This window comes from Raoultella sp. T31 (assembly GCF_002806725.1).
Classification (GTDB): domain Bacteria; phylum Pseudomonadota; class Gammaproteobacteria; order Enterobacterales; family Enterobacteriaceae; genus Klebsiella; species Klebsiella electrica.
The window spans coordinates 1-12,146 of the sequence record NZ_PIBO01000018.1 but is presented as its reverse complement, the minus strand read 5'-3'; the positions used below and the strand labels follow the sequence as shown (position 1 = coordinate 12,146).

The following is a 12,146-nucleotide window of genomic DNA, read 5'->3' as shown; positions in this document are numbered from 1 at the left end:
TAGAGTCATTAAACTGTGCAGTAGTTCAGAATTGGTTTAGAAATCGTCATTTTTGAGCAGTATCACATCGCTGAACAACGCGGATTGTGCGGTGAAAAATGACGAAAATCATGGCTGGAACCGCGTTGAACGCGCTAAGGCGTTAAACGCGGCGTCAGTGAGAGAATCAGGAGAGGAAGTTAAGGCCCTGTTTTAAGACCAGATCGCAGGCTTTGGTTTTCACTTTCTCCGCCAGCGGGCTGCTGCCGAGGGTGTTGAGGTTCAGCTGCTGACCGCTATTATTGCTCAGAAGGCCCTGCAACCCTTCCAGATAGCTGGTGTCCTCTTTTTGTTTTTCCGGGGTGCTGAGGCCGAGTTTATCCAGAACCTGGTTTTTGACGTTTTCCGTGTTGGTGACCGAGGCCAGCTTTTGTTTGGCACAGTAGGACATAATCCCGGCGGCATTGTTCATGCTGCTGGCGCTCAGGGACTGAGTGCCGCCGCTCAGCAGGCCGGTCAGTGAAGATATCGACAGGGCGCCGCTTTCATGAGAGCCGCTCTGGCTAAGCTGACTGGCGGCGCTGGACAGGGAGTCCTGCCAGGAGGCGGCGTGGGCACCGGCGGCAAAAAAAACGCCGGCAATCAAGGTGGTACGGAATAAGCGTTTTGCAGATTTCATCGGTGTACTCATCATGGTTACTTACGTATTTCTGCAGTATAACCCCGGCTGGGTTCGGAAATATCTCAATACTCTTTGCCGGTGACCCGATGACGATAGCTATCCCAGTTGAAGATAACCCACAGGCTGTTGCCAAGACGCATACGATCCATGACGCGCTCGCCGAGCAGCTTGTTCATCTCGTCCATGTTGCTGTTAGTCAGCATCCCGGTCGGGCGCTTTGAGGAGGAGCGGCGATCGACTATCTGGTTGATGATCACTTTCTCGTAGCGTGACTCCGTCTGCATCCCGATCTCATCGATCACCAGCAGATCGACCTTGCTCAGATCGTTAAGAAGCTGTTCTTCGCTGGTTTCCCGATTGCCAAAGGTCTCTTTCATCGCCGACATAATATCGGCGACGGTGATGATCAATACCGATTTTCCGCGGAGCAGCAGCTCGTTGCAAATGGCGGCAGCCAGGTGGTTTTTGCCGGTGCCGGGTTTGCCGGAAAAGATAAAACTGGCGATGTTGCCATCAAACTCTTCAACGTACTGGCGCGCCCTGGACAGCGCGTTCATCTGGCCTTCGCACTCGACCCGGTAATTTTCAAATGAACAGTTCTGATGCAGCGGGCGGATGCCGGAGCGGTTAAACGTTCGCTGCATTTTCATGGCGCGGTTTTCGCGCTCCAGCGCTTCAGAACGCAATTTGCCCTGCTCTTTTTGCCAGGCCAGCAGCTCTTCGCCGGTTTTAAACGCCGGTTCGACATGGGCTGGCATCATTTTTTGCAGACGCTTCATCAGGTCGCCAACGTTTTTCATGCTCATCCTCTGAAACCTCGTGGAATATGGCTATCCGGTTCGCTGACCGTATTCACATCGCGCCGCGGTTGGCCGCCGTTGCTGGCCCGGCCGATCTGTACGCTGCGCGCCAGCTTTTGCTGCCATTGCACATGATGAAAGACTTTGCCTTCCGCCTGCCAGTAGGTGACAAATGCCGCCAGCTCTTCCGGCGTCACCGGCTGGCTGAGGGCGATGCCCCACAGCGCGGCCATGCGCTGGAAATCAGCGTCCGGCTGCCAGTCGGCATACATGGCGAATTTCCCCACGGGGATAGCGGTTGGCGCTGCGCTGGGTTCGTCGAAAAACTGCGTATCGAGCGCAACATCGCTGCCGGGGCGAGCCAGTTTTGCTTCCAGTTCAAGCAACTGCGCCAGACGTTCTGGCGTGAGCGCGTAGAACGCTGGGGCGTTGTTGGCAAAAACGGCAACCGCGCCGCTGGCCGATTTGGCGAGAACGGCCGCGTGGTCCTGAATAAAATCATCCAGGCCGCTAAAATCGGTGGTTAATATTCGCGAAGACATAACACTATCTCAATTCTGAACAACTATAGAGAGGGGTCACCGCCCCCGGATACCTGTCGTCTTTCAGGCGCTTTTGTGCTGACTGAGGGCGCGCTGGCATCAGCGCAGCGTCTCGGGCTGTCGCAATCAAGCAAACTGAAATCCATTGGCTATAGTAGCACAGCGTCCGGCCAAATCCCTGCTATACCCGCGGGCGCTTACGGTACAGCCAGAGACCCGGAATGGAAAGACCGATAGAGAGGGCGCCAACGATGGAGGAGGCCTTGAGAAAATTACTCAGCAGCATGATCATCATCTCTTCCGAGTAGCCGAAATGGCTGATTTTTACCGCCGAGATCATCGCCGTATAGGCGGAAATACCGGGGAACATCGGGATCACGGCCGCGACGGTGAAAATTTTTGGATGCGCCAGATACCAGCGGGACCATTGAATACCAATGCAGCCAACCAGCAGAGCGGCGAGGAACGTCGCCCATTCAATATTGAACCCTGCGCTCATCATCACCATACGCGAACCGTGGCCGATTGCGCCCAGCAGCGCACACCAGCGCAGCGCGCGCTGCGGTACGTTAAACACCATGGCGAACCCGGCGGCCGGAATGGCCGACAGCGCCATATCCTGAAGCAGAGCGAACAGATACGAGATTATGCCCATCCGCGTAGCCCCCACATGGTCATTGCCATCACCACGCCAATGCAGGTGGCCAGCGTCAGCAGGCTGGCCAGCGCCCAGCGCGCCAGGCCGGTATTGATATGCCCCTTGAACATATCCGCAACGGCGTTAATCAGAGGGAAGCCGGGAACCAGCAGCAGCACGCTGGCGGCCATCGCCACCGTTGAGGTGTGGGTAAAGGCGGGAAGGCGCAGCATCAGCCCGGAGATGGTGGTGGCGACAAAGGCGGTGAGGCAGAAGTTAATCTGCGGATGCATCGAGCGATGGGTCAGGAGCTGGCGAATATACATGGCGATAGTGCTGGCGCAGAAGGTGACCAGCGCCCCGTCCCAGCCGCCCTGGTTGAGCTTGCAGAAACAGGCGCAGGAGAGTCCCACCATCAGAACGACCAGCCAGCGCGGATAGCGCAGCGGCTTAATCTGCGTAAAGCGCTTCTCCACATCTTTATAATCCAGCAGCTTATGCTCGGCCATAATCACAATATGCTGTACTTCCGTCACCACGTGCATGTTGATGCCGCGATCGACGTTTTTACGCGTAGAAGTCAGGCATTCGCCGTCTTTAATCGTCGTGAGCACGATCGCATTCGAGGAGATGGCGCTTTCAACGCTATCCATGCCGAGCGCCCGCCCCAGACGCGTCGAGAGCTCCTCAACCAGCGCGCTCTCTGCGCCATGCTGTAATAAGAAAAGTCCACACTGAATACATAGTCGCGTAATTGTGCGCTGCACTGCCCGATCTGCTTGCATAAGTACCCGCTGTTCGTTACATCCGATGCCGTCGTGTCTGTTGCTACTTTAACCTGAACCCGCGCTTTCTCTGAGGGGGAGCGGATCAAACAATGTGCAAAAAGTCGCCGCGGGCGGCCGGAACAGAATTTGAACTCCACCACACTTTCTAAAAACTGTTGGAAAGTGCATTTTTTATACGGATTTTTGCCTTCTTTTTCCCGTCCGGGTTATCAAAAATGCAGGAGAGTACTTTTATTAAACAAAAAATAAACAAATAATTAACCATCGAGCATGAGGCAATCCTATGAAAACACAGGTCGCGATTATCGGGGCTGGCCCTTCCGGGCTGCTGCTGGGGCAACTGTTGCATCGTGCCGGGATCAACACCGTTATTCTCGAACGGCAAACGCCGGAATATGTGCTGGGGCGCATTCGGGCGGGGATTCTGGAAAGCGGTACCGTCGAACTACTGCGGGAAGCGGGAGCTGCGCAGCGCATGGATGCGGAGGGGCTGGTGCATCATGGGGTTGAGTTTTTATTTGAGGGGCAGCGGGTACCGGTTGCGCTGACGGAGTTGACCGGCGGAAAAAGCGTGATGGTATACGGTCAGACCGAGGTCACCCGGGATTTAATGGCGGCCCGTGCTGAATGCGGAGCGCCGGCTATTTATGGTGTCAGCGACGTGATGATTCATGATGCGAAGAGCGACCGGCCGTCAGTCTCCTTTGTCAGCGGTGGGGAAACCTGCCGTCTGGAATGTGATTTTATCGCCGGTTGCGATGGTTTTCATGGTGTCTCGCGACAAAGCATCCCGCGCGACATTCTTAAAGAGTATGAAAGCGTCTGGCCGTTTGGCTGGCTGGGGCTGTTGTCGGACACGCCGCCGGTCAATCCGGAGCTGATTTATGCTCACCATGAGCGGGGATTTGTTTTATGTAGTCAGCGCTCACTAACAAGAAGTCGCTACTATTTGCAGGTCCCGCTGAGCGAAAAGGTTGAGGCATGGTCGGACGAACGCTTCTGGGATGAGCTGAAGCGCCGCCTGCCGGATGAGCTGTCTGGCAAGTTAGTAACTGGTCACTCACTTGAGAAAAGCATTGCGCCGCTGCGCAGTTACGTGGTGGAACCGATGCAGTACGGGCGGCTGTTTCTGGTGGGCGATGCGGCGCATATCGTGCCGCCGACCGGAGCCAAAGGGCTGAACCTGGCCGCTTCCGATGTGAACTATTTGTGGCGCATTCTGCGGGAATACTATCACCGCGGCCGCACCGATCTGCTGGCGAGCTACTCTCGTTTTGCCCTGGATCGGGTGTGGAAAGGGGAGCGGTTTAGTTGGTTCATGACTCGCCTGTTGCATGATTTTCCGCAGCAGAGCGAGTTCGATAAAAAAATGCAGGCGGCGGACCGCCGCTATTACCTCGGATCGCGCGCCGGGCTGACCACCATAGCGGAAAACTATGTGGGCTTGCCCATGGAGCGCGTGGCGTAGGGGATCAACAGCCGGAGTTGTTATGCAGGCCACCAATACCGTTCCCGTTTTTAAATTGTATGGCGAAGAGCGCGACTGGCCGACGCCCGATCTTCTGCACTGCGAGTCGATTTTGCAGCGCAGCAGCCTGTATGAGTGGCATATCCGTATGCATCAGCATGCGGAGCTGGTGCAGCTGCTCTATTTACATAAAGGCAGGGCGGAGATCGAAATTGAAGGGACAACCACCGTGATGACGGAATCCTGTATTCAGGTGGTGCCGGCGTTGTGCATTCATGGGTTTCGTTTTTCACCCGGCACCCAGGGTTATGTTTTGTCGCTGGCGCTGCCGCTGCTCAGCCATTTTGAACGCCAGTTTGGCCGCCAGCTTGATGTCCTCGGCCAGCCGCGGTGTGTGCCCGTTAAGCGCTCCCGCGGGCATATCCGCGCGCTGTTTACGGCATTACGGGAAGAGTATTGCGAAGAACTGGACGCCCGGGAGATGATGCTGCACTCGCTCTTAGGAGCGCTGTTGGTTTGGCTAAACCGCCAGTGCCTCCCGGCGCCGATCGCCGAAGGAAAAGCGGAACGAAAGCGCAGCGTCATGCGACATTTTTCTCGTCTTATTGAAAGCCATTACCGCGAACATCTGCCGCTGGCGGAATACGCCCGCCAGGTTGGGCTGTCGCCGACGCACCTCAATTATTTGTGCCGCGAATTTCATGGCTGCAGTGCCTTAGGGGTTTTGCACCAAAGATTGATGCTGGAGGCGCGGCGTAATTTGCAATATACCGCCATGACTGTGACTCAACTTTCTGATTATTTAGGGTTTTCAGATGCGACTTATTTTTCGCGGTTTTTTCGCCGCTATAGCGGCGTGTCGCCAAAAACATTCAGGAATGAAATTAAATAAACCGATGTGATACATTTGCATAATTGTTTCTAAAGTCTGCTTTCATTTTTTCTAATTTATTGTTGGTCTTTATGTATGCTACTGTCGTTTATTGCTAAGGCCAGCAATGCTATTCCCCACACTAAGATTTGGTACAGAGCGTAGGGCCGAAACGTTCGCCAGGGGTGACACAGATTCACCTGGCAAAATAATATTATGGTTGCCAGGGGGCCATCTGTTTTATGCCAGACGTGAATCTTCTACAGAAAACGGAGGATTTATGTTACCAGGACATGATCAGCACGGCATCATCGTCAGCAAAATTCCGGTTATGCAGGCCGGCTTAAAAACAATCACCAGTGAATGTCTCCCCGACTATACATTCAGCTGCTGCCGTTCATCGGAGGCGCTCACGCGAACCGAACTGAGTCGAGCCCGGCTGGTCATTGTCGATCTGTCCGGTGATATCAGCCAGCCTCAGGCAGTTTGTGAATATTATTGTTTTTTAATGGCTCAGTATAAAGACATTCATTGGGTTTATATTGTCGGGCGTGTCAGCGATCGTGAGGCCCAGATATTTTTAGCCCGCGATGACAGCACATTAGTTTCCGACGGGGCACCGGTGGCGCGTTTAAGTGAAGCGATATGCGCGAGGCGCCCGGATGATTTGTCTGCCGCGCATGCGAAAGTGACTTCTCTCAATATGAACGCCGATCGTGTGTCGATAAGCCCGGAGATGATAAGCATTCTGACTTTATCTGAGCGCAAAGTTTTACGGCTTCTGGCGAAGGGTTGGGAAATTAATCAAATCGCCTCTTTATTGAAAAAAAGCAATAAGACAATTAGCGCGCAAAAGAATAGCGCCATGCGCCGTTTATCTTTGAATGGCAATGCGCAGATGTATGCGTGGATTAATAGCGAACAAGGGATGAAAGAGTTGAATATATACTCAGAACACGGAGAGCTGCAGGAATGGATAAGCGCAACGAAGCGCAACGTATTGCTGTCGTCGAACAGTGCGTAATGACGGAGACGGCGCTTCGTTTTATCTTAAACGATCGTGATAACGAAAATACGTGTGTTCATTTTTTTAAAGATGTGCAGTCGCTGGCGCAAGCATTGAATATCAGACATGTTACTGCGATTATTTTTTCACTTTCCGGTCACCGCCAACCGCGACTGGAAAGTTTACTTTTCTTTCAGGAGATTGCTTATACCCATCCGGATGTTTTGCGAATTATTATGGCGAACAGTCGAGGGGAGCGCGACTTAATTACTCAGCTGGTACCATTTCATTTGCACGGCGTTTTAAATAAAGCCAGCGGTCGTGAAACGTTGCAGGAACAGTTATTTCGACTACTTGCCCAACAAATGCCGCCGATTGACGAACCCTGCCGTCGGAAGGTGCTCCACGGGCATCGCCTCAGTTCAATAGAGCTGGCGATTCTTCGCTATATAGCCTGCGGCTATTCATTGTCAGAGATAGCGGTTCAACTGGACCGGGATATTAAAACCATTCGTGCGCACAAGTACAATGCGATGCTCAGGCTGGGTATCAGCTCGGCTCTCGGGCTGCTGAGCGCAGCCGATATTCTTATCCATCTCCCGCCACCGTGCGGCAAAGACGCTGCGGGGGCAGGGATAGCGTAGCGGTGCTTCAGGAATGCGACTGGCAAACATCAATCCAGGTGGCTTCGGTCAACTGGGCCATTCTGTCGGGTGAAATGCGTACTGCGCTATGGACAGCGCCTGCCGCCGGTAAGACTTCCGGGTACTGTTTTAACGAAATATCACAGTAGATAGCCAGCGGGTTTTCCAGCCCGAACGGGCACACGCCGCCCACCGGATGCCCGGTCAACATCACGACCTCGTCGCTGCTGAGCATGCGCGCTTTCGCGCCAAATGCATCCTTCAGTTTTTTATTATCCAGCCGGGCGTTGCCGCTGGCGACGACAAGGACGACCCGTTCTTTCACTTTTAACGAAAGGGTTTTGGCGATTTGACCGGGTTCGACATGATGCGCGGCGGCTGCGAGGGCAACGGTGGCCGTACTTTGATTTAACTCGATGATGTCGATATCGGGGGCATGTTCGGCAAAAAACTGCCGCACGGACTGCAGGCTCATTGGGATCTCCTGATGAATGACCGATTTAATCTGTCACAAGCCTGGCGGAGTGTAAATATTGCCGATGGTGAATCAGGAATTATTCCAATTTCTGGATCTTCTTCACAATCACCGTAACCGGTTACTGTAACCGGTTGCCGTTCTGCTCGCTCAGATGAATACTGGATGGGTAACTTCCCTGTATCACATATAACAAAGAGCCGCGTATGAATCGTGCTGACTTGAACGGTATAGAGAGTGGAATAGCCAGCGTGGTTGTCCGTTCACAGAACATCTTTCATCACAACGGCAGAATAATCGTTGTTGGGCCAGTATCTAAAGCCTGTCAGGAGGGCTGCTATGTCTGCTAACCATGCCGCGTTTAATCTGATATTTCGCTTTGTAGAAAATTATATAAGCCCTGTCGCCGGGCGAATCTCGTCGCAGCGCCACGTGATGGCTATCCGTGACGGTTTCATCTCGGCGATGCCGTTTATGATTGTCGGGTCATTCCTGCTGGTCTTTGCCTATCCGCCGTTTTCGCCAGATACTACCTGGGGGTTTGCGCGCGCCTGGCTGGATTTGGCGAAAGAGTTTGAAGGGCGCATTCTGACGCCGTTCGATATGACGATGGACATTATGTCTATCTACATTTGTGCCGCGATCTCTTATAACCTCGGCAAGCATTATGAGAAGAGCAACCAGCTCGATCCCTTTATGTGCAGCATGTTGTCCATTATGGCTTTTCTGCTGGTGGCGGCGCCAAAAACGAACGGCACCCTGCCGGTCGATAGCCTTGGCGGCACGGGGATTTTTACGGCGATTCTGGTGGCAGTGTACTGCGTTGAAATGATGCGTTTCCTGAAGGCGCACAATATCGGTATTCGCCTGCCGGATCAGGTGCCGCCAATGATCAAAAACTCCTTTGATCTGCTCATTCCGGTGCTGATGGTGGTGGTGACGCTCTATCCGCTCAGTCTGTTTATTCAGCACCATTTTGACATGCTTATTCCGCAGGCCATCATGGCCATCTTTAAACCCCTGGTATCGGCGGCGGACTCGCTGCCGGCGATTTTACTGGCGGTGCTGATCGGCCATCTGCTGTGGTTCGCCGGGATCCACGGCGCGGCGATTGTGTCTGGCATGCTGCAAATGTTCTGGCTGACCAACCTGGGGATGAACCAGCAGGCGCTGGCTCAGGGCGCGCCGCTGCCGCATATCTTTATGGAGGCGTTCTGGACCTTCTTTATTGTTATCGGGGGATCTGGCGCCACAATGGGCCTGGTCTTCTGCTACCTGCGTAGCCGGTCGGCGCATCTGCGTTCAATCGGTCGACTGAGCGTGGTGCCAAGCCTGTTTAACATTAACGAGCCGGTTATTTTCGGCACGCCTATCGTCATGAACCCGGTGTTCTTTATTCCGTTCCTGCTGGCGCCGATGGTTAACGCAGTACTGGCCTGGGCGGCGATGAAGATGGATCTGATTGGGCGAGTGATTTCAGTGGTACCGTGGACGGCTCCGGCGCCGATTGGCGGCGCATGGGCGTTGGGCTGGGATTTCCGGGCAGCCATCCTGGTGGTTATTCTGGCCTGTGTCTCTGCGATTATCTACTTCCCGTTCTTTAAGGTGTACGAGAAACAGCTGCTGGCGCAGGAGGCTGAAGAGGCGGAGCGCATGGCGGAAGAGAACCGACAGACGGCATAAGATAACCGGCGGGCGGCCTGAATGCCGCCCGCGGTGAACGGCGCTATTTCAGCGTGCAGTCCCCGCACTGATGAACGTCGGGCAGGCGATGACGTTGACAGCAGGTGCGCCGCACCAGCAATCCTTCGCGTAAAATGACCGTTCGCCACAGCGGATTGTCCTGGCCATCAGCAAACTGCTTTTCAAAGAAGCAGTGTTGGCGCAGGGTGGCAATCTGTTCGTCACCCAGCAGCGCTTTCATTTCCCCCAGATACCAGTTGATCAGATAGCCGGTATTGCTCCAGATAAGCTTGCCATTGATATCACCGGTGGTTTCCAGCGCCTGCACTACCGGCTGCAGCGCGTTGGTCACCAGCGTTTCCATACGGGTTTGCGGCGAATGGGTTCTGGCGCAGTCGTCCGCACTGACCTCGATCCAGAAACAGGCCGCGCGACCCGTTTCGTGAAATTCAACGCGAAAACGCTCCGGCGCGACACTGATGGCGGTCTCTTCACTGAGCAGTGCCAGCATCAGCGGTGGCACCAGCAGGCCGATGTACCATTGTGCCCAGAGCGAAAGCAGCGGCTTTTGTTCACGCGGCATCGTTGGCTGGTGGCGATAGATATGATCGGACCAGGTTGCCAGCAGGGAGCTGAGTACCGTGGGCGCTGACCATTCAGCGAGCGTCAAGGCACAGGGCGGGGCCTCTTCATCCAGACGAAGAAAATCCAGCAGATGGGGGCGAAGGGCGGTGATTTTTTCCCGAATCGCCTTCGCCAACGCATCTTCGGCTGGCGGCAACGGAGCCTGCCAGATGATGTCGTTGCTGAATGAAGGAGAACGGTAAGCCATCAAATCGCCAGATATGAATCTAAATGATAATGATTAGTGATACTAGTTAGTTGCCCGGGCGATGGCAAGAAATTTGTCTGCGCCGTGGGCTCAGCAGCACACGGCGGTGAGATTAACTGGCAAGGATAATGTTGCGTCCCTGGCCTTTTGCTTCGTAGAGCGCCGTATCGGCTCTTTTCAGGGCACCATCGATATCGGTCTCCAGCAGGGGGGTCATGCCAATACTGATGGTGACATTGGTGGCGACGCTTTCATTAAACATATGGGGAATTTTCAAATCGTAGACCTGCTGGCGGATACGCTCTGCGGCCAGCAAAGCCGCTTCCGGCGTACAGTTTGTTAACAGCACCATAAACTCTTCACCACCAAAGCGCGCGACGATATCGCGCGATCGCACGGCATTGCGAATGGCTGCGGAGACCTGAATCAATGCCTGATCGCCCATCATATGGCCGTAGTGATCGTTGTAGGCTTTAAAGTGGTCAATATCCAGCAGCAGCACATGATGCCCGCTGTCACTCACCGACAGAAGGGTATCCAGACGATTCTGCAGGCCGCGCCGGTTATATAAGCCGGTGAGCGGGTCCAGCATACTCAGATCGTTCAGGGTGTTACGTTCGCGCAGGAGTTTATCCATCAGCCCCTGGGTGAAAGCATCGTTGCGTTTTTGCATGATGCCCTGCAACGTAATGCCGGCAATGGGGAGCGTGAGGCAATACAGCATCCGTAACCACTGTTCGCTTTCGGCAAGGAACAGACAGGCGATAAACGTGGGGACAGAATGCAGGGTAAAGGCAATGACATTATTGGGGAATGCGATAGCGCCAATAAACAATATGCTTAATAACGCAATGACCAGAAAGTTAAAATGGGGCTCTGGCAGTGACAAGGCTTTTTCTGTTATATGCGACGCCCACAGCACGCCAAATATCAGAGAAATAAACAAAATATTTATTTTGTGCTGTGAAAACTTCCAGTGCCATAGCGCCAGGGTAGCGCTGAGAATAACGATCAGCATGCAGGGAAGGGTGTAGCTGACGGGGGTATAGAGCGGACTGACTAGTGATAAAACCGCTGAAATAAAATTCAGCAGCAAGAAGAGCCGTAATGAATATTGATATTTTTTGTCATAATGCTTTTGCCAGGATTGCGCAGTCATATTGGGCTTGTCGTTATTAGTCATTAAATTTCAAAATGATGGCTGCCAAAAATGAACGATAAAAAACACTGCACGCAGTGCGCTTTTTGCGAAATAGTCAAATATTTTAATGCATTAGTATGCCTCGCTTAATTTATCACCTTCACCAATCTATGTCATCAGGTCGAACGTAAAGAACGGAATATCCTGACGGGCAAAAGCATGACAAATGATAAAAGCTATCATATGATATTGGTTATCATTATCGATTGGATAGGTGGAAACATGTTGCAGCGAGCTTTGGGCAGTGGATGGGCAGTGCTGCTTCCAGGCATACTGGTGGCTGTACTGGGAGGGGCTGGTCTGTCGGTAGAAGCCTGGCGTGGGCTGGTCACGGTCGGGCTATTGATGTCGGCATTGATGATCTGGCATCGGCGCTTGCGGCATTTCGTCCTGTTACCGTCATGTGTGGCATTAATTAGTGGGATTATGCTAATGGCGTTGAATTTGAAGCTGACAGGATAATACAGAGAAGGGTAAGAATATTGGTGCGAGGGGGGGGACTCGAACCCCCACATCCTAAGGACACTAACACCTGAAG

At 53.4% G+C, this 12,146-nt stretch carries 14 protein-coding genes; 6 read left to right on the top strand and 8 right to left on the bottom strand.

The genetic code is table 11. From position 1 onward, the window contains the following. Positions 1-166: 166 nt before the first annotated feature. The 5 genes from CWM52_RS13880 to CWM52_RS13860 all read right to left on the bottom strand — a co-directional run bounded on the left by CWM52_RS13880 (position 167) and on the right by CWM52_RS13860 (position 3,425). Positions 167-658 carry a DUF2501 domain-containing protein gene (locus tag CWM52_RS13880; RefSeq protein WP_100684639.1) on the bottom strand — a complete coding sequence of 164 codons (492 nt, stop codon included), beginning with the start codon at positions 656-658 and terminating at the stop codon, positions 167-169. 65 nt (positions 659-723) lie between these two features. Then, positions 724-1,461, bottom strand: coding sequence for a DNA replication protein DnaC (dnaC, locus tag CWM52_RS13875; RefSeq protein ID WP_015585195.1), 738 nt, complete (start codon positions 1,459-1,461; stop codon positions 724-726). Between the two features lie 2 nt (positions 1,462-1,463). Beyond that, positions 1,464-2,003 carry a primosomal protein DnaT gene (gene dnaT, locus CWM52_RS13870; protein ID WP_100684638.1) on the bottom strand — a complete coding sequence of 180 codons (540 nt, stop codon included), beginning with the start codon at positions 2,001-2,003 and terminating at the stop codon, positions 1,464-1,466. A 181-nt stretch (positions 2,004-2,184) separates the two neighbouring features. Beyond that, entirely contained in the window at positions 2,185-2,658 is a 474-nt protein-coding gene (locus CWM52_RS13865; protein ID WP_100684637.1) for a threonine/serine exporter, read from the bottom strand. Further along, positions 2,649-3,425, bottom strand: coding sequence for a threonine/serine ThrE exporter family protein (locus CWM52_RS13860; protein ID WP_100684636.1), 777 nt, complete (start codon positions 3,423-3,425; stop codon positions 2,649-2,651). Before CWM52_RS13860 ends, CWM52_RS13865 begins: the two co-directional genes overlap by 10 nt. 286 nt (positions 3,426-3,711) lie before the next feature. On the opposite strand from CWM52_RS13860, the gene pobA reads away from it, so the two are divergent. The 4 genes from pobA to bglJ all read left to right on the top strand — a co-directional run bounded on the left by pobA (position 3,712) and on the right by bglJ (position 7,417). Next, positions 3,712-4,896 (top strand): 4-hydroxybenzoate 3-monooxygenase, encoded by a 1,185-nt coding sequence (pobA, locus tag CWM52_RS13855; protein WP_100684635.1) that lies wholly within the window; start codon positions 3,712-3,714, stop codon positions 4,894-4,896. A gap of 22 nt (positions 4,897-4,918) precedes the next feature. Next, positions 4,919-5,788, top strand: coding sequence for a helix-turn-helix domain-containing protein (locus tag CWM52_RS13850; protein ID WP_100684634.1), 870 nt, complete (start codon positions 4,919-4,921; stop codon positions 5,786-5,788). Positions 5,789-6,047: 259 nt separating this feature from the next. Beyond that, entirely contained in the window at positions 6,048-6,791 is a 744-nt protein-coding gene (locus CWM52_RS13845; RefSeq protein ID WP_100684633.1) for a helix-turn-helix transcriptional regulator, read from the top strand. After that, positions 6,740-7,417 carry a DNA-binding transcriptional activator BglJ gene (gene bglJ, locus CWM52_RS13840; RefSeq protein WP_165785396.1) on the top strand — a complete coding sequence of 226 codons (678 nt, stop codon included), beginning with the start codon at positions 6,740-6,742 and terminating at the stop codon, positions 7,415-7,417. Before CWM52_RS13845 ends, bglJ begins: the two co-directional genes overlap by 52 nt. Positions 7,418-7,424: 7 nt before the next feature. Here bglJ and CWM52_RS13835 read toward each other — a convergent pair whose 3' ends face one another. Continuing rightward, positions 7,425-7,892 (bottom strand): YbaK/EbsC family protein, encoded by a 468-nt coding sequence (locus tag CWM52_RS13835; protein ID WP_100684632.1) that lies wholly within the window; start codon positions 7,890-7,892, stop codon positions 7,425-7,427. A gap of 339 nt (positions 7,893-8,231) precedes the next feature. Between CWM52_RS13835 and CWM52_RS13830 the strand changes: the two genes are divergently transcribed. Further along, complete coding sequence (locus tag CWM52_RS13830) at positions 8,232-9,575, top strand: PTS sugar transporter subunit IIC (protein WP_100684631.1); 1,344 nt, start codon at positions 8,232-8,234, stop codon at positions 9,573-9,575. 43 nt (positions 9,576-9,618) lie between these two features. Here the strand turns inward: CWM52_RS13830 and fhuF are convergent, their stop codons facing one another. Next, positions 9,619-10,407: a siderophore-iron reductase FhuF gene (gene fhuF, locus CWM52_RS13825; protein ID WP_100684630.1), complete on the bottom strand. Its 789-nt coding sequence runs from the start codon at positions 10,405-10,407 to the stop codon at positions 9,619-9,621. A 112-nt stretch (positions 10,408-10,519) separates the two neighbouring features. Further along, entirely contained in the window at positions 10,520-11,566 is a 1,047-nt protein-coding gene (locus CWM52_RS13820; RefSeq protein WP_100684629.1) for a GGDEF domain-containing protein, read from the bottom strand. A 264-nt stretch (positions 11,567-11,830) separates the two neighbouring features. On the opposite strand from CWM52_RS13820, the gene CWM52_RS13815 reads away from it, so the two are divergent. After that, positions 11,831-12,070 carry a DUF1435 domain-containing protein gene (locus tag CWM52_RS13815; protein WP_100684708.1) on the top strand — a complete coding sequence of 80 codons (240 nt, stop codon included), beginning with the start codon at positions 11,831-11,833 and terminating at the stop codon, positions 12,068-12,070. The last annotated feature ends 76 nt before the right edge of the window (positions 12,071-12,146 follow it).

Bases quoted from the DNA above. Each gene is read 5' to 3' on its own strand.
- fhuF (WP_100684630.1), bottom strand. From the start codon at position 10,407: ATGGCTTACCGTTCTCCTTCATTCAGCAACGACATCATCTGGCAGGCT.
- dnaT (WP_100684638.1), bottom strand. From the start codon at position 2,003: ATGTCTTCGCGAATATTAACCACCGATTTTAGCGGCCTGGATGATTTT.
- dnaC (WP_015585195.1), bottom strand. From the start codon at position 1,461: ATGAAAAACGTTGGCGACCTGATGAAGCGTCTGCAAAAAATGATGCCA.
- bglJ (WP_165785396.1), top strand. From the start codon at position 6,740: ATGGATAAGCGCAACGAAGCGCAACGTATTGCTGTCGTCGAACAGTGC.
- CWM52_RS13865 (WP_100684637.1), bottom strand. From the start codon at position 2,658: ATGGGCATAATCTCGTATCTGTTCGCTCTGCTTCAGGATATGGCGCTG.
- CWM52_RS13835 (WP_100684632.1), bottom strand. From the start codon at position 7,892: ATGAGCCTGCAGTCCGTGCGGCAGTTTTTTGCCGAACATGCCCCCGAT.
- pobA (WP_100684635.1), top strand. From the start codon at position 3,712: ATGAAAACACAGGTCGCGATTATCGGGGCTGGCCCTTCCGGGCTGCTG.
- CWM52_RS13815 (WP_100684708.1), top strand. From the start codon at position 11,831: ATGTTGCAGCGAGCTTTGGGCAGTGGATGGGCAGTGCTGCTTCCAGGC.
- CWM52_RS13860 (WP_100684636.1), bottom strand. From the start codon at position 3,425: ATGCAAGCAGATCGGGCAGTGCAGCGCACAATTACGCGACTATGTATT.
- CWM52_RS13850 (WP_100684634.1), top strand. From the start codon at position 4,919: ATGCAGGCCACCAATACCGTTCCCGTTTTTAAATTGTATGGCGAAGAG.
- CWM52_RS13820 (WP_100684629.1), bottom strand. From the start codon at position 11,566: ATGACTGCGCAATCCTGGCAAAAGCATTATGACAAAAAATATCAATAT.
- CWM52_RS13830 (WP_100684631.1), top strand. From the start codon at position 8,232: ATGTCTGCTAACCATGCCGCGTTTAATCTGATATTTCGCTTTGTAGAA.
- CWM52_RS13845 (WP_100684633.1), top strand. From the start codon at position 6,048: ATGTTACCAGGACATGATCAGCACGGCATCATCGTCAGCAAAATTCCG.
- CWM52_RS13880 (WP_100684639.1), bottom strand. From the start codon at position 658: ATGAAATCTGCAAAACGCTTATTCCGTACCACCTTGATTGCCGGCGTT.